The 21,084-nt window shown below is 66.4% G+C and carries 23 protein-coding genes; 6 read left to right on the forward strand and 17 right to left on the reverse strand.

The features are described from left to right. Nucleotides 1-2 precede the first annotated feature (2 nt). From AC5P60_RS01295 to grxD, 7 genes are all read right to left on the reverse strand, one after another. A complete protein-coding gene (locus tag AC5P60_RS01295; RefSeq protein ID WP_483692852.1) occupies nucleotides 3-1,172 on the reverse strand; it encodes a PilW family protein in 1,170 nt (389 codons plus the stop codon). Continuing rightward, complete coding sequence (pilV, locus tag AC5P60_RS01300) at nucleotides 1,169-1,669, reverse strand: type IV pilus modification protein PilV (protein ID WP_005408857.1); 501 nt, start codon at nucleotides 1,667-1,669, stop codon at nucleotides 1,169-1,171. Before pilV ends, AC5P60_RS01295 begins: the two co-directional genes overlap by 4 nt. After that, nucleotides 1,666-2,181: a GspH/FimT family pseudopilin gene (locus AC5P60_RS01305; RefSeq protein ID WP_005408856.1), complete on the reverse strand. Its 516-nt coding sequence runs from the start codon at nucleotides 2,179-2,181 to the stop codon at nucleotides 1,666-1,668. The genes pilV and AC5P60_RS01305 overlap by 4 nt, the downstream gene beginning before the upstream one ends. Before the next feature lie 161 nt (nucleotides 2,182-2,342). Beyond that, the gene (gene ppnN / locus AC5P60_RS01310; RefSeq protein ID WP_483692853.1) at nucleotides 2,343-3,731 is read right to left on the reverse strand and encodes a nucleotide 5'-monophosphate nucleosidase PpnN; all 1,389 of its coding nucleotides are present in this window, start codon (nucleotides 3,729-3,731) and stop codon (nucleotides 2,343-2,345) included. Between the two features lie 252 nt (nucleotides 3,732-3,983). Continuing rightward, entirely contained in the window at nucleotides 3,984-7,229 is a 3,246-nt protein-coding gene (locus AC5P60_RS01315; protein WP_005408854.1) for a TonB-dependent receptor, read from the reverse strand. A gap of 231 nt (nucleotides 7,230-7,460) precedes the next feature. Further along, a complete protein-coding gene (locus tag AC5P60_RS01320) occupies nucleotides 7,461-8,237 on the reverse strand; it encodes an SDR family NAD(P)-dependent oxidoreductase (RefSeq protein ID WP_483692854.1) in 777 nt (258 codons plus the stop codon). Then, nucleotides 8,234-8,554 (reverse strand): Grx4 family monothiol glutaredoxin, encoded by a 321-nt coding sequence (grxD, locus tag AC5P60_RS01325; protein ID WP_414497734.1) that lies wholly within the window; start codon nucleotides 8,552-8,554, stop codon nucleotides 8,234-8,236. The genes AC5P60_RS01320 and grxD overlap by 4 nt, the downstream gene beginning before the upstream one ends. Nucleotides 8,555-8,675: 121 nt before the next feature. On the opposite strand from grxD, the gene AC5P60_RS01330 reads away from it, so the two are divergent. Continuing rightward, nucleotides 8,676-9,254 (forward strand): superoxide dismutase, encoded by a 579-nt coding sequence (locus AC5P60_RS01330; protein WP_483692856.1) that lies wholly within the window; start codon nucleotides 8,676-8,678, stop codon nucleotides 9,252-9,254. 114 nt (nucleotides 9,255-9,368) lie between these two features. On the opposite strand, the gene AC5P60_RS01335 is transcribed toward AC5P60_RS01330, so the two are convergent. From AC5P60_RS01335 to purE, 3 genes are all read right to left on the reverse strand, one after another. Next, entirely contained in the window at nucleotides 9,369-9,710 is a 342-nt protein-coding gene (locus tag AC5P60_RS01335; RefSeq protein WP_483692857.1) for a carboxymuconolactone decarboxylase family protein, read from the reverse strand. A gap of 112 nt (nucleotides 9,711-9,822) precedes the next feature. Continuing rightward, nucleotides 9,823-10,971, reverse strand: coding sequence for a 5-(carboxyamino)imidazole ribonucleotide synthase (locus tag AC5P60_RS01340; protein WP_049454048.1), 1,149 nt, complete (start codon nucleotides 10,969-10,971; stop codon nucleotides 9,823-9,825). Beyond that, nucleotides 10,968-11,471 carry a 5-(carboxyamino)imidazole ribonucleotide mutase gene (purE, locus tag AC5P60_RS01345; protein ID WP_483692858.1) on the reverse strand — a complete coding sequence of 168 codons (504 nt, stop codon included), beginning with the start codon at nucleotides 11,469-11,471 and terminating at the stop codon, nucleotides 10,968-10,970. Before purE ends, AC5P60_RS01340 begins: the two co-directional genes overlap by 4 nt. 58 nt (nucleotides 11,472-11,529) lie before the next feature. Here purE and AC5P60_RS01350 point away from each other — a divergent pair, with 58 nt between their 5' ends. From AC5P60_RS01350 to AC5P60_RS01365, 4 genes are all read left to right on the forward strand, one after another. After that, nucleotides 11,530-11,799: a Trm112 family protein gene (locus tag AC5P60_RS01350; RefSeq protein WP_049402738.1), complete on the forward strand. Its 270-nt coding sequence runs from the start codon at nucleotides 11,530-11,532 to the stop codon at nucleotides 11,797-11,799. Continuing rightward, a complete protein-coding gene (gene nadC / locus AC5P60_RS01355; protein ID WP_005408846.1) occupies nucleotides 11,796-12,647 on the forward strand; it encodes a carboxylating nicotinate-nucleotide diphosphorylase in 852 nt (283 codons plus the stop codon). The genes AC5P60_RS01350 and nadC overlap by 4 nt, the downstream gene beginning before the upstream one ends. Before the next feature lie 114 nt (nucleotides 12,648-12,761). Then, entirely contained in the window at nucleotides 12,762-13,763 is a 1,002-nt protein-coding gene (locus tag AC5P60_RS01360; RefSeq protein WP_483692859.1) for a DUF2272 domain-containing protein, read from the forward strand. A 67-nt stretch (nucleotides 13,764-13,830) separates the two neighbouring features. Beyond that, nucleotides 13,831-14,181, forward strand: a complete 351-nt coding sequence (locus tag AC5P60_RS01365; protein WP_005408844.1) for a DUF3301 domain-containing protein — start codon at nucleotides 13,831-13,833, stop codon at nucleotides 14,179-14,181. A gap of 46 nt (nucleotides 14,182-14,227) precedes the next feature. Here the strand turns inward: AC5P60_RS01365 and AC5P60_RS01370 are convergent, their stop codons facing one another. The 7 genes from AC5P60_RS01370 to AC5P60_RS01400 form a co-directional block, all read right to left on the reverse strand. Continuing rightward, nucleotides 14,228-14,680 (reverse strand): ClpXP protease specificity-enhancing factor, encoded by a 453-nt coding sequence (locus AC5P60_RS01370; protein WP_005412806.1) that lies wholly within the window; start codon nucleotides 14,678-14,680, stop codon nucleotides 14,228-14,230. Nucleotides 14,681-14,764: 84 nt separating this feature from the next. Next, nucleotides 14,765-15,400: a glutathione S-transferase N-terminal domain-containing protein gene (locus tag AC5P60_RS01375; RefSeq protein ID WP_005408842.1), complete on the reverse strand. Its 636-nt coding sequence runs from the start codon at nucleotides 15,398-15,400 to the stop codon at nucleotides 14,765-14,767. A gap of 134 nt (nucleotides 15,401-15,534) precedes the next feature. Further along, nucleotides 15,535-16,284: a cytochrome c1 gene (locus AC5P60_RS01380; RefSeq protein ID WP_005408841.1), complete on the reverse strand. Its 750-nt coding sequence runs from the start codon at nucleotides 16,282-16,284 to the stop codon at nucleotides 15,535-15,537. Next, complete coding sequence (locus tag AC5P60_RS01385) at nucleotides 16,277-17,536, reverse strand: cytochrome b (RefSeq protein ID WP_049454044.1); 1,260 nt, start codon at nucleotides 17,534-17,536, stop codon at nucleotides 16,277-16,279. Before AC5P60_RS01385 ends, AC5P60_RS01380 begins: the two co-directional genes overlap by 8 nt. Further along, nucleotides 17,536-18,156: a ubiquinol-cytochrome c reductase iron-sulfur subunit gene (gene petA, locus AC5P60_RS01390; RefSeq protein WP_004151998.1), complete on the reverse strand. Its 621-nt coding sequence runs from the start codon at nucleotides 18,154-18,156 to the stop codon at nucleotides 17,536-17,538. Before petA ends, AC5P60_RS01385 begins: the two co-directional genes overlap by 1 nt. Nucleotides 18,157-18,350: 194 nt before the next feature. Further along, nucleotides 18,351-19,271, reverse strand: coding sequence for a lytic transglycosylase domain-containing protein (locus AC5P60_RS01395; RefSeq protein ID WP_005408839.1), 921 nt, complete (start codon nucleotides 19,269-19,271; stop codon nucleotides 18,351-18,353). Between the two features lie 46 nt (nucleotides 19,272-19,317). Then, entirely contained in the window at nucleotides 19,318-20,286 is a 969-nt protein-coding gene (locus AC5P60_RS01400; protein ID WP_049454042.1) for a helix-turn-helix transcriptional regulator, read from the reverse strand. 79 nt (nucleotides 20,287-20,365) lie between these two features. On the opposite strand from AC5P60_RS01400, the gene AC5P60_RS01405 reads away from it, so the two are divergent. Then, nucleotides 20,366-20,986: a glutathione S-transferase family protein gene (locus AC5P60_RS01405; RefSeq protein WP_012479667.1), complete on the forward strand. Its 621-nt coding sequence runs from the start codon at nucleotides 20,366-20,368 to the stop codon at nucleotides 20,984-20,986. Nucleotides 20,987-21,084 lie beyond the last annotated feature (98 nt).

Raw genomic sequence — 21,084 nt, forward strand, 5'->3', positions numbered from 1 at the left:
GGTCAGTTCCCGAACAGTCGGTTGCGCAGTGCCACGGACACCTCGTAGGAGGCACGGTAACGATCGTCGTAGGTCGTGGGCGGATTGAAGCCAACGCCGAGCACGCCCAGCTGGGCCACGGCCGTATTGGCCTGCTCGGCCGCGGCGCGCTGCGGGCTGCGCACCAGCAGTCCAAACTGCACCAGGCCAACCCGTCGCCACGCGGCGACAGCGGCAGCATCGGTACCGGTACTGACCCCGCTGGCAGTCTTCTGGAAGGCGATTACCCCGGTCGGCGGCGCGGTGCTGCTGATCGCCGTCTCGGTATCCTGGCCGTAGAGGAACTGCAGGCTCTCAATGCCTTCCACCAGCTCCTCACCGGTGGCGAACGTATTGTCGCCAGCGCCACGCGCGCGGTACAGCGCGGGTTCGCCGGCGGTATTCGTTGCCACGTAGTACGCCATCGATTCCACCCGATAGACCATGGTCACCGCGTTGTTGGCCGAATACGCCGAGAGATCGGCTTTGCTGGCCGTGATCGTGCTGCCGGCGATTTTTCCGGCAAACACGTCCACTTTGCTGCAATCGGCCACGGCAAACGCCGAGGGCGTGGTGACGGCACCGGCCGACAGGCGGGCCGCCGCGTCACTGGCGATCGTGATGTCCGGCGAAGTACCGGAGCCGATGGACAGCACCGGCGAGCCTTCCGGCGCCAGGTAGCGCATCACGATGATGTCGCTGCCGCCAAGCGGTTTGGGCTTCAGATTGGTGATCGCCGACGGCGTGCTGCCGGCAGCCCCCCAGCTTGCGCCGAGGGTCAGCTTGTTGCCAGGCGCGGTGCCCTGTGCCTCGTAACCCTGGATCGGCACCGAAAAGTCCATCGGGCTGCCATCACCCGACTTCACGCCGGCAATGTTGACCTTGATACTGTCCTGGGCGCGCACCAGGTGCGCCTGGTCATTCACGCAGCCCATGTGCCCGGCCATCCGGATGTCGCGCTCGAGGAACTCCAACGCGAATCGGGCGTTCTCCTGGGTGCGCGCGACACCTTCGGACAGCTGCGAGGCCGCCCGCGAAGCCATGAAGATCTGGGTCACGCCCAGCATCAGCACCAGGCCGATGACCAGCGAGATCAGCAGTTCAACCAGCGAGAGGCCAGCCGCATGGCTGGCAGCGGAAGGCGCGCGCTTCATAGACGGGTAACCAGGGTGAACGTGGTGATGCTGTCGGGATTGGCTGCGTTCCATCGCTCGTCTCCCCAGCCGATGCCCACCGTGACCAGACCATCATTGACGGTCACGTTGGCGCTGGCCTTGCCTCCCAGCACCTTGACGACCTGGCATTGCCAGCGCGCCACGTTCGCCTTGGAGGCTGTCACGTCGGCACTGTTGGGCCAGGTGCAGGGGCCAGCCGGCGCGGTGACCGAGCCGGCAGTGAAGGAGGCCTTGGTGTATTCGCCACCGTTGAGGGTTTCGCTGCGCTGTACGCGCATCAGCTCGATCAGATCGTAGGCCAGGCTGGTGGCCTGGGTGCGCTGGCTGGCGCTCTGCACGAACCGCACGTTCATGGTCTGCAGCAGCGCAAAGCCAAGCAGGCCGAACGCCAGCACCAGCAGCGCGATCAGCACCTCGATCAGGCTGAAGCCACGACTGCGGGCAGGCCCGCCCATGCCGGAACGACGACGTTTCATTTGCAGGTTCCTGCGGTGGAGCGGACCTGGCCGGAGAACAGGACGGTCAGGGTCCGCATGGGGTCACCCGTCTTGCAGCCTTGCGGCACCAGGCTCACGACCTGGTCGGCGGACGCGCGGCGGCGTCCCTGGGAATCGAAGGTGATGACGGTTGGGCTGGGAGCCTCGACCGCCAGGCTGCTGCTGCCCTTGGAGAAGCGCAGCACGCTTTCGCTGCCGCTGACGGAGCCATCGCCATCGGCGTCGCCCCAGGCCAGCATGCCCTTGCTCCACTCACCATCGCAGGACGTGCCGTTGCTGCTGCCGCACACCCCGCCACCATGGCGGTTGCGGATGGCCTCGCTGCGAGCGAGCGACAACAGACCGATCACCTCGTTGTTGGTGGTGGTCAGCCGGTTCGAGCGCATCGCGGTGCGGAAGCTGGGATAGGAGATGCTGGCCAGAATGACCAGGATGACCAGCGTGATCATCAACTCGACCAGCGTGAAGCCGTTTTGCCGGCGCAAAGACATTGGACGCTCCCCAGCGTGTTGGTGGCCACGATGGGCCATCGTCCCGCCACCGGCAAGCGGCGGCAGGATGAACGGTCAATCCAGGGCGACGGGCGTCAAAGCCTTGACGACCCGCACCTTCCCACCCCGGCCGGCGCGATCCCCATCGCACCGGCCCGGGCTCAGGCCAGCACCTGGTAGCAGGGCTGGTATTCGCCGGAGATCTTCATCCGGCGCTGCTCGACGAAAGCGCGCAGCAACGCGTCCAGCGCCTGCATCATGTCCGGGTCGCCATGGATCTGGAACGGTCCGAACTGTTCGATGCGACGCATGCCGTCTTCCTTCACGTTGCCGGCGACGATGCCCGAGAACGCCCGGCGCAGGTCGGCCGCCAGCGCATGCGGCGCACGCCCGTGGTGCAGGTCCAATGCGGCCATCGCCTCGTGGGTGGGCACGAACGGCTGCTGGTACTCCCACGGAATCTCGATCGACCAGTTGAAGAAGAACGAGTCCTTCTGCGCCAGGCGGTGCTCGCGCACGCGCTTGATGCCATTGGCCATCTTCTTCGCCACCGCCACCGGGTCGCCGATGATGATCTCGTAGCGCTCGGCGGCCGCGTCACCCAGGGTCAGGCGGATGAAGCGGTCGATCTGCTCGAAGTACGGCGCCGCCACGGTCGGTCCGGTCAGGATCAGCGGGAACGGCAGGTCGTTGTTTTCCTCGCGCAGCAGGATGCCGAGCAGGTACAGGATCTCCTCGGCGGTACCGACGCCACCGGCGAACACGATGATGCCGTGGCCGATGCGGACGAAGGCCTCCAGGCGCTTCTCGATGTCCGGCATGATCACCAGGTGGTTGACGATCGGGTTCGGCGACTCGGCGGCGATGATGCCCGGCTCGGTCAGGCCGATGTAGCGCGTCACGGTACGGCGCTGCTTGGCATGTGCGATCGTGGCACCCTTCATCGGACCCTTCATCGCGCCCGGGCCGCAGCCGGTGCAGATGTCCAGGCCGCGCAGGCCCAGTTCATAGCCCACCTGCTTGGTGTACAGATACTCGTCGCGCGAGATCGAGTGGCCGCCCCAGCACACCACCAGGTTCGGGTCACCCGGGTTGAGGATGCGCGCATTGCGCAGCAGGCCGAACACCGCGTTGGTGATGCCCTCGGACGACTCCAGCTCGGCCGCGTAGGCAGGGCCCATCTCGATGGCCATGTAGGCCAGGTCACGCACCACGGCGAACAGCAGTTCGGCAACACCGCGGATGATCTCGCCATCGACGAAGGCCATGGCCGGTGCGTTGACCAGGTCGATGCGCACGCCGCGATCCTGCTGCGCGACCTGGATGTCGAAATCGGGATACAGATCGCGCGCCGCGCGCGGATCGTCAGAGGCACTGCCGCTGGTCAGCACGGCCAGCGCGCAGCGGCGCAGCAGCTCGTGCATGCCGCCGGCAGAGGCATCGCGCAGGCGGGCCACTTCGGCCCGCGACAGCACATCCAGCCCACCGCGCGGGTAGATCCGTGCGTCCTGCACCGGCAGTGCGCGGGCTGATTTTTCGTTCGTGGTCATGTCCAATTTTTTGCTTCCTTCAAGGTTTCCGACTGTACTGCCGCCCCCTTAAAAAGCAAAACGGCCGGGAAGCCCGACCGTTGGATGTGTGCTCCCCGCGTTCGCCTTTCCGGGACCGCATCGGCGGCGTTGGCACCGCGCACATTTCCGGATGCTACGCCGATGCAGAGTGGCCTGCAAGGACTTTCGCCTGAACGGAAAACGGCCGGGTTTCCCCGGCCGTTTCCACTTACTGCTTCAGATTCTGACGGATCAGAACTTGTACTTCAGGGTCAGCTGCATCGACCAACGCGACACGGCGGTGTTGCCCTTGTCGTTGTTGTTTTCCTGGATCGAGGAATTGTCGGTACGGCCGGTGAAGTTGTACAGGTACTTGCCGGTAGCCGGGTCGATACCCGAGTAGTTGGCAACGCGACGGGTGGCGTAGAAGCCGTAGTCGTCGATCAGACCCCACTTCTTGTTCAGCAGGTTGCCGACATTCATGATGTCCAGGGCGACTTCACCCTTGTGACCCTTCACGAAGCCCGGGAATTCCTGGCTGATACGGACGTCGAAGCTGTTGACCCACTTGGCACGGTGCGAGTTGGCCGGGACCACGCTGCCACGGTAGGCCTCGAGTTCCGGATTCTGCGCCAGCCATTCGAAGAACTTCTTCTCCATGTCGGCGCCGCCGGTGAAGATCACGTCACCCGGGCCCTTCGGCACGTAGAACAGGTCGTTGGTACCGGCACCGTCGCCATTCACGTCGTTGTAGTAGACGTAGCTGTACGGACGGCCCGAACGGCCTTCATAGAACAGGCCAACGCGGGTGGCGTTGTCACCGAAGAAGTTGTGCTTCCACTCCAGGGTACCGGTGATGCGGTCCTTGATCGCGTAGCGCGAGTTGTACGCAACGTTGTCGTTGGCGTTCAGGCTCAGCGTGTTGTTCCAGTTCGAGGTGTTCTGCGAGCTGGACAGCGGGCTCACTTCCTTGGACTGGGTGTAGGTGTAACCCAGCGACCAGCCCCAGTTCTCGGTCAGCGGCTTGGCCAGCGAGAAGGTAGCCTGCGAACCGCGACCCTTGTCGGTATTGCGCAGCAGGATCACGTCGCCGATGTCACCCGGACGGTTGACGCGGTCACCCGGGCAGGTCCGATCGGTCGCCGAGCAGGCGCGACCATTCTTCTGGCCAGCCTGCATACCGTTCGGGCCGGCATTGGCACCATTCATGCCGTAGTCGTTCCAGTACAGCGCGCGACCGTCCTGACCGACCGAACGGTTGGCATTCGGGGTCATCACGTCCAGGCGGTCGAAGTACAGTCCATCCTTGACCTTGGTGAACAGCACTTCAGCCGACGCCACGATGCCGTACCACGGCAGCTCGTGGTCGAACGCCAGGTTGGCCTTCCACACCGACGGCAGACGGGTGCCCGGAGCGATCAGGTCAACGTTCTGGCGGGCCGAGGCCAGCGACGGGTTCGGGATGTACGGGTTGTCGGCGTCGAAGCTGAAGCCACCCGGGTTGCGGGTCAGGTTGTACTCGGAGTAGTTCAGGCCGGTGTTCTGGTAGGCACCTGCCAGCCACACGTTCGGAGCAGCGCCGCCGAACAGGCCAACGCCACCGCGCAGCTGGGTCGGACGATCGGTGTCGAAGGTGTAGTTGAAGCCGACGCGCGGCTGGAACAGCTTCTTGTCGACCAGCTGGGTGTTGTTGAAGCCGTACAGCTGTTCGATGCGCGGGTTGTACAGGCGCTGGGTGCTGAAGTCCGGCATGTCGATACGGATACCGAACATCAGGCTCAGGTTGTAGTTGATCGCCCAGGTGTCCTGGATGAACAGGCCGGTGTTCTTCAGGTGGAACTTGGCCGGAATGTCGTCAACGCTGCCGCCGGCGCGCGGGACGCGCACCTGGTAGGCCGACGGGGTACCGGCTTCAAACGCAGCCAGGTCGGCGAACTCGTACGCGCCGTACAGGTTGCGGCCGTAGAAGTTCATCAGGTCGTTGTCGGTGTAATCGAAACCGAACTTGACGGTGTGGTCACCGATGTACCAGGTACCGGCACCGAAGGCGCTCAGTTCCTTCGACTCGACGATGTTGGTGTGGGTGTTCTGCTCGGTACCCAGGTACAGCGAGTTGTTGCCGAAGCGCACGCGGATCTGCGGCAGGTGCGAGGCAGCAACGCGGTTGGACGAGTAGTCCTTGTGCGAAACCTTGAACTCGGTCGAGAAGTTCTCGGACCAGTCACTGAACAGTTCACCCATCCAGGTTTCGTACTGGGTCGGCTGGGTGTACCAGAAGTCACTCAGCGAGATGGCGCTGTTGTTGACCTGCGGGAAGCGGACGACGTCCTGCTTCATCTTGTTGTAGCGCAGGGCCGCGCGGTGGTTCTCGTTGATGTTCCAGTCGAGCTTGATCGCGTACTCTTCGATCGAGGTCTTGTTGTCCAGCGCGCCGATGCCGCCAACCGGGTAGCCCAGGTCGGACATGCGCTTCTGCACGCGGGCGATGTCGGCGTCGCTGATGCCGTTCGGCTTGTTGTACGGGGTTTCGCCGAGGCTCACGCCGCCGCCGCTACGCTCGTACTTTTCATAGTTGGTGAAGAAGAACAGCTTGTCCTTGACGATCGGGCCGCCCAGGGTCATGCCGTAGGTCTTCTCGTCCTTGAAGCCGTTGAAGTCCGTCGTGTCACCTTCCAGGCGCGTACGGATCATGTCCTTGTCGCGGTACGAACCGTACACGGTGCCGTGGAACTCATTGGTACCCGACTTGGTCACGGCGTTGATCACCGCACCGGTACCGCCGGCGATGGTGGTGTCGTAGTTGGCCAGGTCGATGTTGATTTCCTGGATGGCATCCATCGACACCGGCTGACGCTCGGTCGGCAGGTTGTTGGAGCCCAGGCCGAACGGATCGGAGGCGCTGATGCCGTCGATGCGGATGGCGTTGTAGCGGGTGTTCTGGCCACCGGCCGAGATCGCGCCGTCAGCCTTGCTGACCTGCGAGATGCGCGGGTCCAGGCGGATGTAGTCCTGGATGTTGCGGTTGGCCGACGGCAGCGCGTCCATCGTTTCGCGGGTCACGTTGCTGCCGGTGCCCATCTTGTTGGCGCTGAACAGGTCCAGGCCGCCGGCGGTCGCAACAACGTTCACCGCGTCCAGGTTGGTCGCAGCCAGGTCACCGCCCAGGTTGGCGTTGACCGTGTTGACCTGGTTCAGGTTCAGGTAGACACCCTCTTCGGTCTTGGTGCCTTCACCGGACTTGGTGATGGTGATGGTGTACGGACCACCCACGCGCAGGCCGCGCGCGTTGTATCGACCCGACGCATCGGTGGTGGCACGCGAAACGGTGCCCGACTCGGTGTGGGTGATGGTGACTTCAGCGCCGGCGACAGGCTGGCCTGCGGCGGACATCACCTGGCCGCCGACACCGGCAGAGGTGCTCTGGGCGAAGGCGGGAGCGGCGGCGAGCGCAGCCACGAGACCAAGGGTGAGCTTGGACATCCGGAGTGGGTGGGTCATTTTTCGGTAGCCTCGATGCGAGTTGGCGATGGCGGAAAAAAGCGCATCCAAACAGCCCTGCGGGTGGCTGGTCGGAGATTTATCTGGGGTTCCCTACCGCTTGGCTGAAGGCAGCCACAACGGTTAACACTAGATTAACACGCTACGCCATCAATGTGACGGTTGTGCGACAAACGGCACCGGATCGCAACGCAATCGTGACGGGTTCTTCACTCCGCCTTTCCCCCGGCCTCATTCCGGCAGGGGCGCCTCACTGGCGTCGAGAATCCGGCCCCGCCAGGCAAGCCCAGCGCTGGACAGCAGGGTCACGGCCGCCGCAGCGGCGGCCTCCGGGCCCCGGGCGGCCGGGTCCTGGTCGACGGAATAGGCCCTGGCGCGCAGCGCCGTGCGCAGGGGGCCCGGATACAGGCCGCTGACCCGCACCGGGCTGCGGCCGAGTTCGTCATGCAGGCTGGTGATCAGCCCGCGCAGGCCATGCTGGGCCACACCGTATCCACCCCAATAGGCCTGCCCCACCCGTTCGGAGGCATCGACCGCAAACACCAGGGCCGCGTCCTCGCGCTGCCGCAGCAGCGGCAGGCAGGCCTGGGCCAGCCACGCCGGGGCAGTGAGCGTGACATGCACCGCACGGGCGAAACTGGCCGGGTCGGCCAGTTCGAACGGGGTCAATCCGGGGAAATGGGCGGCACAGACCAGCACTCCATCCAGGCGCGCCAGCTCGCGCTGCAGGGCCTGGGCCAGTTCGGCATAGTCGTCGGGGCCCGCACCCTCCAGATCCAGCGGATACAGCAGCGGTTCCGGGCCGACGGCCTGGACCTGGGCGTAGACACGGTCCAGGCGGCGCGGCTTGCGGCCCAGCAGGACCACGGTGGCCCCGGCGGCGGCGGCGGCAACGGCCGCCGCACTGCCCAGCCCACCGCCGGCGCCGGCAACCAGCACCACGCGATCCTGCAACGGGCGGCCATCGAGCGCCCCGTTGGTCGGTGACGTCGATGGCCAGGCACTCATCCCTGGGTCGCCTCTTCGACGATGCGCTTGAGCTCGCCGGCTTCAAACAGTTCCAAGACGATGTCGCAGCCGCCGATCAGCTCTCCATTGATGAACAGCTGCGGGAAGGTCGGCAGGTTGGAGAACCGCGGCAGGTTGGCGCGGATCTCGGGTTCTTCCAGCACGTTGACGGTGCGCAGGGTGGCCGCGCCGGCTGCCATCAACGCCTGTACGGCGCGGCTGGAGAAACCGCACATCGGGTATTGCGGGGTGCCCTTCATGAACAGCACGAGCGGGTAACGATCGACCTCGGCCTGGATTTGCTGCATTACCGCCACAACCTCACTCCTTGCTTCGCCGGACAAACCGACCGCGGTGGTCGGCTAGACTGCCCACGGTAGCCGCCATTGTAAGCGGATGGAACCGGCTGCCGCCGCCCCTCTGGCCACGAACCTGTCCATGCCTGTCGAATTGCCTGCCCTGCCCTACCTTTCCGGCTCCCTGCAGCCGCACCTGTCCGCACAGACCCTGGAGCTGCACCACGGCCGCCACCATCGCGCCTACGTGGATGCGGTCAATGCCGGCATCCTCGGCACCGAGTGGGAAGACGCGTCACTGGAAGAGATCGTCCGCCAGGCCCAGGGCAAGCTGTTCGATGCGGCCGCCCAGGTGTGGAACCACGGCTTCTACTGGCAGTGCCTGCGACCGCGTGGCGGTGGCGAACCACAGGGTCGCCTGGGCGAGCTGGTGAAGCGCCAGTTCGGCGACGTGCAGCGCCTGCGCGAGGAATTCAACCGCACCGCGCTGGGCCTGTTCGGCTCCGGCTGGGTGTGGCTGGTGCAGCATCCGGGCGGACAGCTGGGCATCCAGGCGACCCGCAATGCCGGCACGCCGCTGACGGGTGAAAGCACGCCGCTGCTGTGCTGCGATGTCTGGGAGCACGCCTACTACACCGACTACCAGAATGATCGCGCGCGCTATCTGGACGCGTTCTGGCAGATGGTCAACTGGGAATTCGCTGAGAGCCAGCTACGCTGAGGCAACGGCTCCGCCCCGGGGTGGTGCCGGCCGCTGGCCGGCATCCCCATCGGTGTACAGAGATGGCGAATCTGCCGGCCAGCGGCCGGCACTACCGGAAAGCAGAGCGTGGCTTCACGCGTTCTCGTGCGCGGCCACCGCATCCATCACCCGCGCCGAGTACACCAGCGTCGCACCGGCATTGAGCGACACCGCCACACCCAGCGCCTCGGCGATTTCCTCGCGGTTGGCACCGTGCTTCAGCGCGGCATCCACGTGCACGGTGATGCAACCGTCGCAGCGGGTGGTCACCGCCACCGCCAACGCGATCAGCTCGCGGGTCTTCGCATCGAGGTGGTTGGTCTGCGCGCCAGCGTTGGCCAGGGTGGCGTAGCCCTTGACCGTATCCGGTGAGAGCTTGCCGATCTCACCGATACGGTCCTTCAGTTCCTTGCGGTAGGCATTCCAGTCGAGCATGGGGGTGACTCCTGTGAAAGGAGCTCCACGCTACCACCGGGAATGTTGCGCCGATGCCTGCACCGGCGCTTCACAGCGTTGCACTGCCGGCCAGCGGCCGGCACTACCGGACTCAGCGATTGCGCAGCGCGTGCACCGCCGGCGCCACCTGGGCCTGGCGATCCAGCTCCAGGCCGACCTGCTCCAGCGCATCGGCCAGCGCGGCAGCATCGTCATCGCGCAACGTGGCGTGGCCGACCTTGCGGCCTTCGCGCGGCTCCTTGCCATAGTCGTGCCAATGGCCGCTGGCCTGGCCCAGCACCGGTGCCGGGTCCGGCATCGCGCCCAGCCAGTTCAGCATGCAGGCGTGGCCGAGCATGCGGGTGCTGCCCAGCGGCAGGCCCAGCACGGCACGCAGATGGTTCTCGAACTGCGAGGTCTCGCTGCCCTCGATGGTCCAGTGGCCGGAGTTGTGTACGCGCGGCGCCATCTCGTTGGCCAACAGCTCGCCATCGCGACAGAACAGCTCCAGCGCGAACACGCCGACGTACTGCAGGTGCTCGGCGACACGGCGGGCATAGCCGATCGCGGCCTGCTGCTCGGCATCGGACAGCACAGCCGGTGCCACGCTGGCCGACAGCACGCCGTCGACATGCCAGTTGCCGGTGACCGGCCAGGCTTCGAAGCTGCCATCGCGGCCACGCACGGCGACCACGCTGACCTCGCGCTGGAACGCCACGAAGCCTTCCAGGATCAGGCCGGTTCGCTCGACCTGCGCGCCCAGTGCATCCCACGCGGCGTCGATGTCGGACTCGCTGCGCAGGCGGAACTGGCCCTTGCCGTCATAACCAAGGCGGCGGGTCTTGAGGATGCACGGCAGGCCGAACTCAGCCGCCTTCGCAGCCAGCTCGTCACGGCTGCGGATATCAGCGAAGGCCGGCAGCGGGATGCCCAACTGCTGGAACAGGGTCTTCTCGCTCAACCGGTCCTGGGCCACCGCCAGCGCGGCCGGCGGCGGATAGACCGGCACGCGGTTGGCCAGGAACTGCGCGCTGTCTGCGGGCACGTTCTCGAAATCGAAAGTGACCACATCGACCTTGGCGGCGAACTCCGCCAGCGCGTGGCGGTCATCGAAGGCACCGACGGTGAGCGGCGCCAGCGGGCCACTGCAGGCGTCGGCCGCCGGGTCGTACAGCTGGAAGCGCAGTCCCAGCGGCGCACCGGCCAGGACCATCATGCGGGCGAGCTGGCCGCCGCCCAGGATGCCGACGGTCAGGCTCATTGGCGCGGATCGTCGTGGGCCATCACGTCTTCGGTCTGGCGTGCACGGAAGGCGTCGAGCGCCTGGCCGATCGACGGCTGGTCGCTGGCCAGCATCGCAGCAGCGAACAGCGCCGCGTTGGACGCTCCGGCATTGCCGATGGCGAAGGTGGCGACCGGGATGCCGGCCGGCATCTGCACGATCGACAGCAGCGAATCCATGCCGTTGAGGGCCTTGGACTGCACCGGCACGCCCAGCACCGGCACGGCGGTCTTGGCGGCGATCATGCCCGGCAGGTGGGCGGCCCCGCCGGCGCCGGCGATGATCGCGCGCAGGCCACGCGGACCCGCCTGCTCGGCGTAACTGAACAACACATCCGGCGTCCGATGCGCGGACACCACCTTCACTTCGAACGGAACACCCAGGGCTTCAAGCTTCTGGGCGGCGTGCTGCATGGTTTCCCAGTCGGAACGGGAACCCATGACGATGCCGACAAGCGGCGCGATCGGGTTGGGGGTCATTGGCCGTCACCTGCCTTAAAGACGTATTCTAGCCATCTTCCACGCAAGACGAAGAACCATGGATCGCAAGCTGCTCGACCTGCTGGTGTCGCCGGACACCCGCCAGCCCCTGTCCCTGCTGGATGGCAAGGGCCTGGAAGCCCTCAACAAGGCCATTTCCGTCGGCGCGGTGAACAAGGCCGATGGCAACCCGCTGGCGCAGCCGCTGCGCGAAGCGCTGGTCACCCGCGACCGCAAGCAGGTGTTCCGCGTTGACGACGGCATCCCGGTGCTGCTGGCCGAGGAAGCCATCCCGACCGCCCAGATCGCCGACTTCCCGGCCGCATGAGCGCGCTGCCGACGCCGGATGCGGCCGTTGTCGCCGCCGATGTCGCGCGTGCGCTGGCCGAGGACCTGGGCAGCGGCGACGTCACCGCCGCCCTGCTGCCCGACCAGGCCGACAGCGCTTACCTGCTGTGCAAGCAGGACGGGGTGATTGCCGGCCGTCCGTGGTTCGACGCCACCCACCGCGCACTCGACCCGGACGTGCGCATCGAATGGCGTGTCTCCGAAGGTGACGCGGTCACCGCAGGCACCGTGCTGGCCCTGCTGCACGGGCGCAGCCGCAGCCTGGTCAGCGCCGAGCGCACCTCGCTGAACTTCCTGCAGACGCTGTCTGGCACCGCCACCACCACTGCCCGCTACGTGGCGGCGGTGGCCGGTACCGGCACGCGCATCCTCGACACCCGCAAGACTCTGCCTGGCCTGCGCCTGGCGCAGAAGTACGCGGTGCGCTGTGGCGGCGGTGACAACCACCGCTTCGGCCTCTATGACACGGTGATGCTGAAGGAAAACCACATCCGTGCCGCCGGTTCGCTGGCCGCGGCGGTGGCCGCCGCGCGCCGGCAATGGCCCGCGCTGCCGCTGGTGGTCGAGGTCGAGGACCTGGCCCAGCTGCGCCAGGCGCTGGAAGCCGGTTGCGAGCGCATCCTGCTGGATGACTTCAGCCCCGACCTGCGCCGCGAGGCAGTGCGCATCACGGCGGGCCGCATTCCGCTGGAAGTATCCGGCAGCGTGGGCCTGGGTGGCCTGCGTTCGATCGCCGAGGACGGCGTTGACTGCATCTCCATCGGTGGACTGACCAAGCACGTGCAGGCCATCGATCTGTCGCTGAAGCTGGGCCCGCCGCCGGGTTGAGGCCTGGCGTGGGGGCCGATCCGTTGTCCATGGGAAAAGGGATCCGACCCCGTTCTCACACCCGGCGTTCACGACAGCGCTGCGACGCTGAGGTATCCCCCACAGGAGCCGCGCATGCGCCGGATGCTCTTGCCTGCCTGCCTGCTGCTGGCCGCGGCACCGTTGTCCGCAGCGGCCGCCGAAGCCTGCGATGTTCCGCCCCGCTTCGGCCTGAGTCCGTTGGCGGTGGCCATCCGCAACACCGCCTGCAATGAGCACCGGCTCTGGTACCGGCCCTTCATCGATCGTGAAGGCCGTGCCGCCAGCCTCAGCGTCACCGAGGCCGAAAGCGATCACCTGGCAGACAATGGCCTGATCGCCTGGCAGCGCGTGGCCGGCTACTGGCGCAACAGCGGCACACTCAATGCGATGGGCAGCATCGCGGGCGCCAGCAGCTGCCTGGCGCCGTTGGGCACGCGCTACACCGACAGCGACTGCCGCGCCTTCCTGATCGACAACCCATGGTCGGCCGCGTACATTTCCTGGGTGATGGTGCAGTCCGGCGTTCCTGGCTTCAATACGTCGCCACGCCACATCGACTACATCCGTGCCGCCTACCAGGGCGGCCCCTCGGGCGTGCCGTACCGGCTGGTCGACCCAGCCACGGCCAAACCCGCACCGGGCGACCTGCTGTGCTTCCTGCGCGACCGCAGCACCACGCTCAGCTACAGCGGGCTGGTGCAGGCACTGGGCAATGGCTCGGTGGGCCACTGGAAATCGCATTGCGAAGTGGTGGTGGCGGCCAACCTCGGCGGCGACCAGACCCTGTACCTGGTCGGTGGCAACGTGATGAACACCGTAGCGATGCGGTTGCTGCAGCTGGATCGTACGGGGCTGATCAAGCTGCCTCCGGCACGCGAACGCAACAGCACCGGCATCGACCCCGGCTGCACGCCAGGTCGCGAGGACGAATGCAGCTTCAACCGGCAGGACTGGGCAGCGCTGCTGCAGCTGACTGCAACCTCACCGCTGGTGATGCCCTCGCCCACTGCGACGCCGATGCAGCCCACTCCGGCACCTCAACCGGTCATCGTGCCCGCGCAGCCGATGTCCAGCGAACCGCAGCTGCGGCGGTGAGTGCAGCGCTTGATCCCGCGCGCGTTCGCCGCCATCTTTGCGGGATCGACCCCTGACGGCTGACGCCATGCCCACCCTGCTGCTGTTGCTGATTGCCGGCGGAATCATCTATTTCTTCTGGAACGCGGCGCGTTCGGCCGCCGAGCGCGCGGTCGAACTGGGGCGCAATGCCTGCCGTGCTGCCGACGTGCAATGGCTGGATCAGGCGGTGCACGCCACCGGCCTGCGCCTGTCGCGCGGCGAAGATGGCCGGCTCGGCTTCGAACGTACCTTCAAGTTCGAGTATTCCTACGACGGCATCGATCGCCACGTGGGCCGCATGGTGCTGCGCGGCGACCAGCTGATCTCATTCACTGGTCCGGGCGCGGCGCGGATCAGCCAGATCCGCGCGGATGTGGACGATGCCGAGGATGTGTAAGGGCTGAATGCGTGCCGACCAATGGTCGGCACCCACCGTTACCTGGTTACTTGACCACGCGCAGGTTCGGGCGCCCCTTCGGCGGCGGGCTGGCTGGCGGCGTATCGTCCGGCGGCGTGCCTTCCTCGTGCAGCAGCTCATCGCTGGTCGGAGCGGTCTCGTTGCCCGGGATGTCATCCGGTAGCGCCATGCCCTGCCCGGTCTCGCGGGCGTAGACGGCCAGCACGGCGCTGATCGGCACCTGCACCGGGTAGCTGGTACCGGAGAAGCGCGCCGAGAAGCTCACCATCTCGTTGTCGATCATCAGTCGCACGACAGCACGTTCGGCGATGTTGAGCACGACCCGGCCATCCTTGACCGCCGAAGGCGGGACCTGCACGCCGGGAACGCCGGCGTCGACCAGGATGTGCGGGGTCAGCTGGTTGTCGTTGATCCATTCCACCAGCGCCCGCAGCAGGTACGGGCGGTGGCTGGTCATGTGGAAGAAGTCTTCGGTCATGCGTGAAGTGTACGCGTCCGGCGCCCCGCCGGGGCGGATCACCTGCACGCCGGTCGGCGTGCAGACGGGTAACGCAGGCCCGGATCAGACCGGCAGATCGCGCAGCTTCTTTTCCTGATCGGTCAGGCTGCGGACGAAGCCCGGATGGCGGAAGATGCGGTTGCCGTAGTCCTCGATCGCCTTGCCGTCCTTCGGCAGCGGTACGTCCAGCGACTGCAGGCGCCAGATGATCGGCGCCATCGCGCAGTCGGCCAGGCTCATTTCCGGGTTGAGGAAGAACTTACTGGCCTTGAACAGCGGCAGCGAGGCGGTCAGCAGCTCCTTCAGGCGCTTGCGGCCAGCCTCGGCCTGGGTCTTGTTGCCGAGCTGGATGGCCTGCACCTGTGGCACCCAGTCGTGCTCGATGCGCAGCATCGCCAGGCGGATGCGCGCACGCGAGAGCGGATCGACCGGCATCAGCGGCGGATGCGGATAACGTTCGTCCAGGTACTCGCTGACCACTGATGCGGCGTACAGCACCAGCTCGCGTTCGACCAGGGTCGGCACCGAGTGATACGGATTGAGGTCGATCAGGTCTTCAGGCGGGTTCTGTGGATCGACCGGAACGAAGTCGAAGGTCACACCCTTGGCCGCCAGGACCAGGCGTACACGGTGGCACAGTACATCGTCGTTCGAGGAAAACAGCGTCAGTGTATTGCGCATGCGTACGCTCGCCGCCATCAAAGGCTCTCCCACGACAGGAGACCGCCTGCCGCATCGGCGCCGCCGGCACCGTGCCGGCGGTCTACTCCTCCCCGAGTGTGCAACCGACCATCACAAAAGCCAATAGGCCCGTGAGATGGCCGGCGGCAGATTCAGTGAACGTCCTTCCAGTATTCCTTCTTCAGCAGGTACAGCAGGAAGGTGAGCAGGGCCAGGAACAGGATCACCCACACGCCCAGCTGCTGGCGCTTGAGCGCGGCCGGTTCACCGGCATACTCGAGGAAGTTGGTGATGTCCCGCACCGCCTGGTCGTACTGCCCGGCATCGACCGACCCGGGCGTTTCGATCTTCAGGCCGGTCACCGGCGGGTCCATGCCGGGCGCTTCCGCCTTGCCGTGCACCGCATGCTGCAGGCCCTGCATCTCCCACAGCGGGTTGGGCATGGAGGCATTGGCGAACAGCGCGTTGTTCCAGCCCAGCGGGCGACTGCTGTCCAGATAGAACGACTTGAGGTAGGTGTAGACCCAGTCACTGCCCCGCACACGCGCGATCAGGCTGAGATCGGGCGGCATCTTGCCGAACCACTTCTCCGCGTTCTCCTTGGGCATCGCCACCGGAATCGGGTCGCCGATCGCCGAGCCGGTGAAGTTGAGGTTGTTCATCACCTCTTCCTCGGTCAGGCCCAGGTCCTGCGCCATCCGCGAATAGCGCAGGTACTTCAGCGCGTGGCAGCCGGAGCAGTAATTCATGTATAGCTGCGCGCCGCGCTGCAGCGAAGCGCGGTCGCCCAGATCGTTGCCGGCCTGCAGCAGCTTGGTGCCACCTTCGGCGGCGGAGGCCAGGAAACTGCCCAGCATCAGGGTGGCCGTCAGGGCCAACCGGACCATCCAGCGATCAGTCATGGGTGGTCACCCTCTCCGGTACCGGCTTGGTCTTGTCCAACCGCGTCCATAGCGGCATGGTGATGAAGAACGCGAAGTACAGGAAGGTCAGCACCCGCCCGATGTAGGTCTCGTGCACGTCGGTGCCCGGGCCGGAACCAATCACGCCCAGCCACACGAAGCACACCGCCAGCACGCCCAGCATCACCTTCGAGATCCAGCCGCGGTAGCGCACCGACTTCACCCTGGCCTTGTCCAGCCACGGCACCAGGAACAGGATCGCAATGGCCGAGAACATCACCAGCACGCCACCGAGCTTGTTCGGCACCACGCGCAACATCGCGTAGTAAGGCGTGTAGTACCAGACCGGCTTGATGTGTTCCGGGGTCACCAGGCGGTTGGCCTCGGTGAAGTTGTCGTGCTCCAGGAACAGGCCGCCGAAACCGGGCGCGAAGAAGATGATGAAGGCGGCGATGATCAGCAGGAAACCGGCGCCGACGCCATCCTTGAGCGTGTAGTACGGGTGGAACGGGATGCCATCGGCCGGTGCGTTCGGCGACCAGCGGTTGCCCTTCGGCCCCTTCTTGATCTCCACGCCATCGGGGTTGTTCGAACCCACTTCGTGCAGCGCGCCCAGATGCAGTACCACCAGCAGCAACAGCACCAGCGGCAGGGCGATGACATGCAGCGCGAAGAAACGGTTGAGCGTGGCGTCACTGGGCAGGTAATCGCCCATGATCCATTCGGTCAGGCCGTTGCCGATCACCGGTATCGCGCCGAACAGCGAGATGATCACCTTGGCGCCCCAGAACGACATCTGGCCCCACGGCAGCACGTAGCCCATGAAGGCTTCGGCCATCAACACCAGGTAGATCAGCATGCCGAGGATCCACACCAGCTCGCGCGGCTTCTGGTAACTGCCGTACAGCAGGCCACGGAACATGTGCAGGTAGACCACGATGAAGAACAGCGAGGCACCGGTGGAGTGCATGTAGCGGATCAGCCAGCCCCACTCCACATCGCGCATGATGTACTCGATGGAGCCGAACGCCTCGGCGGCGCTGGTCTTGTAGTGCATCGTCAGGAAGATGCCGGTGACGATCTGGTTGACCAGCACCAGCAGCGCCAGCGAACCGAAGTAGTACCAGATGTTGAAGTTCTTCGGCGCGTAGTACTCGCTGACGTGCTTCCGGTAGACCGGCATCAGGCCGGGCGCGCGGGCGTTGACCCAGTCGGCGACGCCGCTGGCGGTACGGGCGAGGATATTGGCCATCAGGCAGCCCCCTGCGGATCGACACCGATGATGATGGTGTTGTCGTCCTGGTAATGGTGCGCGGGCACCTTCAGGTTGATCGGCGCCGGCACGTCCTTGAAGACGCGTCCGGACATGTCGAAGCGCGACTTGTGGCAGGGGCAGAAGTAGCCACCCTTCCACTGCGGGTCGTAGGGCTCGGGCCGGATCTCGGCGACCATTTCCGGCGAGCAGCCCAGGTGCGTGCACAGGCCGACCAGCACGGAGATGTCCGGCTTGATCGAGCGCAGCTCGGGGTTCTGCTTCAGCACGTAGTCCGGCTGCTGGTCCTTCTCGCCGGACTCGGGGTCCTTGAGGCGGCCATCCAGCCCGTGCAGCGCGTCCAGGATCGCCTTGGACCGCTTGACGATCCAGATCGGCTGGCCACGCCATTCCACGATCAGGCGTTGGCCTTCCTGCAGGGCGCTGATGTCGGCCACCACCGGTGCGCCGGCAAGCTTGGCGCGGGCACTGGGGTTCCAGGATTTGATGAAAGGAACTGCGGTGAATCCGACGCCGACGGCGCCAACCACAGCAGTGGTGGCAGAAAGAAAACGCCGACGTCCGGTGTTGACTGGATCGTGTACCCCATCGTTGGCCATCCGGCACTCCGATATTGATTAGGTAGCTTTAAGGCTGCCAGCGGATCCGGTGGGGGCCAGAGCCGCATTGAATCACGGTCGAGTGTAGCGGAACCGTCGCGCGCCACACAACGCATTGCAACAACATTGATTGCGGGGTTGCCGGCCAGCGGCCGGCACTACCTTTCAAAGGAGTGCCGACCAACGGTCGGCACCTACTGGTGACTCAGGGCGGTGCGGTAACGCTCCGCCAGCTGCCCGACCCGGCGCACGTAGTACTGGGTCTCGCTGTAGGGCGGCACGCCACCGTGGCGGTCGACCGCGCCTTCGCCAGCGTTGTAGCCGGCTGCGGCAAGGGTCAGGTCGCCATTGAAGCGTTTCAGCAACCACGCAAGATACTGCACGCCGCCACGGATGTTCTGCCCGGCGTCATAGGAATCGCTTACGCCGAAGCGCGCGGCGGTCGGCGGCATCAGCTGCATCAGGCCCTGCGCGCCAGCACGGCTGAGCGCGGTCGGGTTGTAGGCCGACTCGGCATGGATGATGGCGCGCACCACCGCCTCCTCCACGCCGAACTCGCGCGCGGCCGAGGTGATCTCGGCCTGGAAGGCCGAGGTGTTCAGTCGCACGGTGCCGAAGTCCACGCGTGGATTGACCCCGCAGGCATAGCAGCGCTCCATGAAGCTGTAGCGGATGGTCCGGACCGGGCCGAGGTTGGCCACCTGTGTCGGGCGCGCACTGGTGTAGTGGCGCACGCCATCCTTCATGAAGGAATAGACCTGGCCGCTGACCATGCGGCCGCTGCGCGAGGCGACCGGCTGTGCGGGACCGGATGCCGGCACGGACGCAGGCGCGACCGTTGCCGGCGCTGCGGCACTCGCGGCAACGGCCACCGGGTTGCGTTCGATGCTGGCCACCGTGGTCGGTGCCGGCCTGGGCGCGGCCACCACCGGTCGAGGTGCCGGGCGGGTGTCACGGGTGTAGCTGATGGTGCTGCAGCGCGCGCCGGCCACCCGCTTGCTCACATAACTGGTGACGCCGTCAGCGCCCTGGCACTTGTACAGGGTTCCAGCGCTGGCCGGCGCAGCGGTCAGCGCAGCGATGATGATCGCCGTTGTCCCCAGTATCCCCTTCATGGCGGCGAGTGTCCCAGCTTCGCCGGGGCTTGCCAAGCGACGTGGCTCAGCCTGTGACCGGCGGCACAGCCAGCAGCTGGCCGAGGCCCGCCAGGCGCTGTGCCAGTTCGTCGCGCAGGCCCGGCGGGGTGGTCCAAAGCGCCACGGGTAGGCGGTCCAGGCTGAGAATCTGCGCCAGCATCATGCCGCGGCTCTCGGCGCCCATGCGTAGCAGGCAGTGGTCGGGGCCATCCGCTTCCAGCACTCCACACCACGGCGGGATGCGGCCTTCCAGCTCGGAATGGCTGCCGGACAGGCGGAGGATGGCCTGCAGCGCGAACGGCGCCTGGCTGACCGCCTGCCGCACCATCACATCGGGCGGCGCCGGGGTGCGCCGGTGCAGGCCCGGCCCGGCGCACTCACGTACGGCGCCCATGCGGTCCACGCGCAGGGTGCGCCAGTCCTGCCGCCCCAGGTCCCAGGCAAGCAGATACCAGCGTCGCCCGTAATTGACCAGGTGCTGGGCCTCGACCTCGCGCTGGGTGACGGCTTCCTGCGCGCTGCGGTACTCGAAGGCCAGCCGTGACGCCTGTCGGCAGTGCTGGGCCAGCCGCCCGAGCAGGCGTGCGTCGGTGGACGGAAGGTCGGACAGGGTGGCCGTCGCTGCATGCACCTCGCCGGCCTGCCGGCGACGACGGGTCGGCACCAGCGGATCGAGCTTGGACAACAGGCCACGCGCGGTGTCGTCGATCCCGGCAACGGTGGCCGAGGCTGCGCGCAGGGCGATGGCCAGGGTGGTCGCCTCCTCCTCGTCCAGCAGCATCGGCAGCACCGGGGCCCCGGCCCCCAACTGGTAGCCGCCGCCGACCCCGGACGAGGCCTGCACCGGATAGCCCAGCTCGCGCAGGCGCTCGATATCACGGCGGATGCTGCGCCGGTCCACGCCCATGCGCTCGGCCAGCTCGGCCCCGGACCACTGGCGGCGGGCCTGCAGCAGGGCGATCAGGCGCAGCAGACGATGGGCGGTATGGCGCATGAAGGATCGAGGACAGAAGTCGTCCGCAATAGTGCCCCAGGATGGCTCCAGTTCACCACCCACCGCAAGGAGCAATGCCATGAATTCACGCCAGATCACCCTGTACCACGCCGCCCGTTCCCGCTCGAGCGGCGCCGTGGCCCTGCTCGAAGCGCTGGGTGCCGACTACCGCATGCAGGTGCTGGACCTGAAAGCCGGCGCCAACCTGGCCCCGGCCTACCTGGCCATCAACCCGATGGGCAAGGTGCCGGCCATCGTCCACAACGGCGCACTGGTGACCGAGCAGGTGGCGATCTACCTGTACCTGGCCGACCTGTATCCGGAAGCCGGGCTGGCGCCGCCGATCGGTGACGCCCTGCGCGGGCCCTATCTGCGCTGGATGGCCTTCTATGGCGCCTGTTTCGAGCCGGCGATGATCGACAAGGCGATGCACCGCGAGCCGCCGCCGCGCCTGATGTCGCCGTACAACGATGCCGAGACCGTGCTGCAGGTGGTCGAGGCCCAGCTGGCGCAGGGCCCGTACCTGCTGGGCGAGGTCATGAGCGCCGCCGACGTGCTGTGGGGCAATGCACTGGCGTGGACCACGGCCTTTGGCCTGGTACAGCCGGCGCCGGCCACGGCTGACTACATCGCACGGATGAGCGCGATGACCGCGTTCGACCGTTCGCGGCAGATCGATGCGGAGCTGGTGGCGGCCTGAGGCGTGCCGGCGGGCGCGGCCGGGGGGCGGACCCGCAGTTCCAGTAGATCCTCGCCATGGGTGGATGAATACAGCCAGGCATGGCCTGGCTCTACTGG

Source organism: Stenotrophomonas sp. YJH_SMC_120, from assembly GCF_059368675.1.

What these genes read in the sequence shown, in the direction of transcription:
- AC5P60_RS01350 (WP_049402738.1), top strand. Translation starts at nt 11,530, where the DNA reads ATGGATCGCAAGCTGCTCGACCTGCTGGTGTCGCCGGACACCCGCCAG.
- AC5P60_RS01375 (WP_005408842.1), bottom strand. Translation starts at nt 15,400, where the DNA reads ATGGCGGCGAGCGTACGCATGCGCAATACACTGACGCTGTTTTCCTCG.
- AC5P60_RS01305 (WP_005408856.1), bottom strand. Translation starts at nt 2,181, where the DNA reads ATGTCTTTGCGCCGGCAAAACGGCTTCACGCTGGTCGAGTTGATGATC.
- AC5P60_RS01340 (WP_049454048.1), bottom strand. Translation starts at nt 10,971, where the DNA reads ATGAGCCTGACCGTCGGCATCCTGGGCGGCGGCCAGCTCGCCCGCATG.
- AC5P60_RS01315 (WP_005408854.1), bottom strand. Translation starts at nt 7,229, where the DNA reads ATGACCCACCCACTCCGGATGTCCAAGCTCACCCTTGGTCTCGTGGCT.
- AC5P60_RS01370 (WP_005412806.1), bottom strand. Translation starts at nt 14,680, where the DNA reads ATGACCGAAGACTTCTTCCACATGACCAGCCACCGCCCGTACCTGCTG.
- nadC (WP_005408846.1), top strand. Translation starts at nt 11,796, where the DNA reads ATGAGCGCGCTGCCGACGCCGGATGCGGCCGTTGTCGCCGCCGATGTC.
- ppnN (WP_483692853.1), bottom strand. Translation starts at nt 3,731, where the DNA reads ATGACCACGAACGAAAAATCAGCCCGCGCACTGCCGGTGCAGGACGCA.
- AC5P60_RS01360 (WP_483692859.1), top strand. Translation starts at nt 12,762, where the DNA reads ATGCGCCGGATGCTCTTGCCTGCCTGCCTGCTGCTGGCCGCGGCACCG.
- AC5P60_RS01330 (WP_483692856.1), top strand. Translation starts at nt 8,676, where the DNA reads ATGCCTGTCGAATTGCCTGCCCTGCCCTACCTTTCCGGCTCCCTGCAG.
- AC5P60_RS01320 (WP_483692854.1), bottom strand. Translation starts at nt 8,237, where the DNA reads ATGAGTGCCTGGCCATCGACGTCACCGACCAACGGGGCGCTCGATGGC.
- AC5P60_RS01400 (WP_049454042.1), bottom strand. Translation starts at nt 20,286, where the DNA reads ATGCGCCATACCGCCCATCGTCTGCTGCGCCTGATCGCCCTGCTGCAG.
- AC5P60_RS01380 (WP_005408841.1), bottom strand. Translation starts at nt 16,284, where the DNA reads ATGACTGATCGCTGGATGGTCCGGTTGGCCCTGACGGCCACCCTGATG.
- purE (WP_483692858.1), bottom strand. Translation starts at nt 11,471, where the DNA reads ATGACCCCCAACCCGATCGCGCCGCTTGTCGGCATCGTCATGGGTTCC.
- AC5P60_RS01295 (WP_483692852.1), bottom strand. Translation starts at nt 1,172, where the DNA reads ATGAAGCGCGCGCCTTCCGCTGCCAGCCATGCGGCTGGCCTCTCGCTG.
- AC5P60_RS01335 (WP_483692857.1), bottom strand. Translation starts at nt 9,710, where the DNA reads ATGCTCGACTGGAATGCCTACCGCAAGGAACTGAAGGACCGTATCGGT.
- pilV (WP_005408857.1), bottom strand. Translation starts at nt 1,669, where the DNA reads ATGAAACGTCGTCGTTCCGGCATGGGCGGGCCTGCCCGCAGTCGTGGC.
- AC5P60_RS01385 (WP_049454044.1), bottom strand. Translation starts at nt 17,536, where the DNA reads ATGGCCAATATCCTCGCCCGTACCGCCAGCGGCGTCGCCGACTGGGTC.
- AC5P60_RS01395 (WP_005408839.1), bottom strand. Translation starts at nt 19,271, where the DNA reads ATGAAGGGGATACTGGGGACAACGGCGATCATCATCGCTGCGCTGACC.
- AC5P60_RS01365 (WP_005408844.1), top strand. Translation starts at nt 13,831, where the DNA reads ATGCCCACCCTGCTGCTGTTGCTGATTGCCGGCGGAATCATCTATTTC.
- AC5P60_RS01405 (WP_012479667.1), top strand. Translation starts at nt 20,366, where the DNA reads ATGAATTCACGCCAGATCACCCTGTACCACGCCGCCCGTTCCCGCTCG.
- petA (WP_004151998.1), bottom strand. Translation starts at nt 18,156, where the DNA reads ATGGCCAACGATGGGGTACACGATCCAGTCAACACCGGACGTCGGCGT.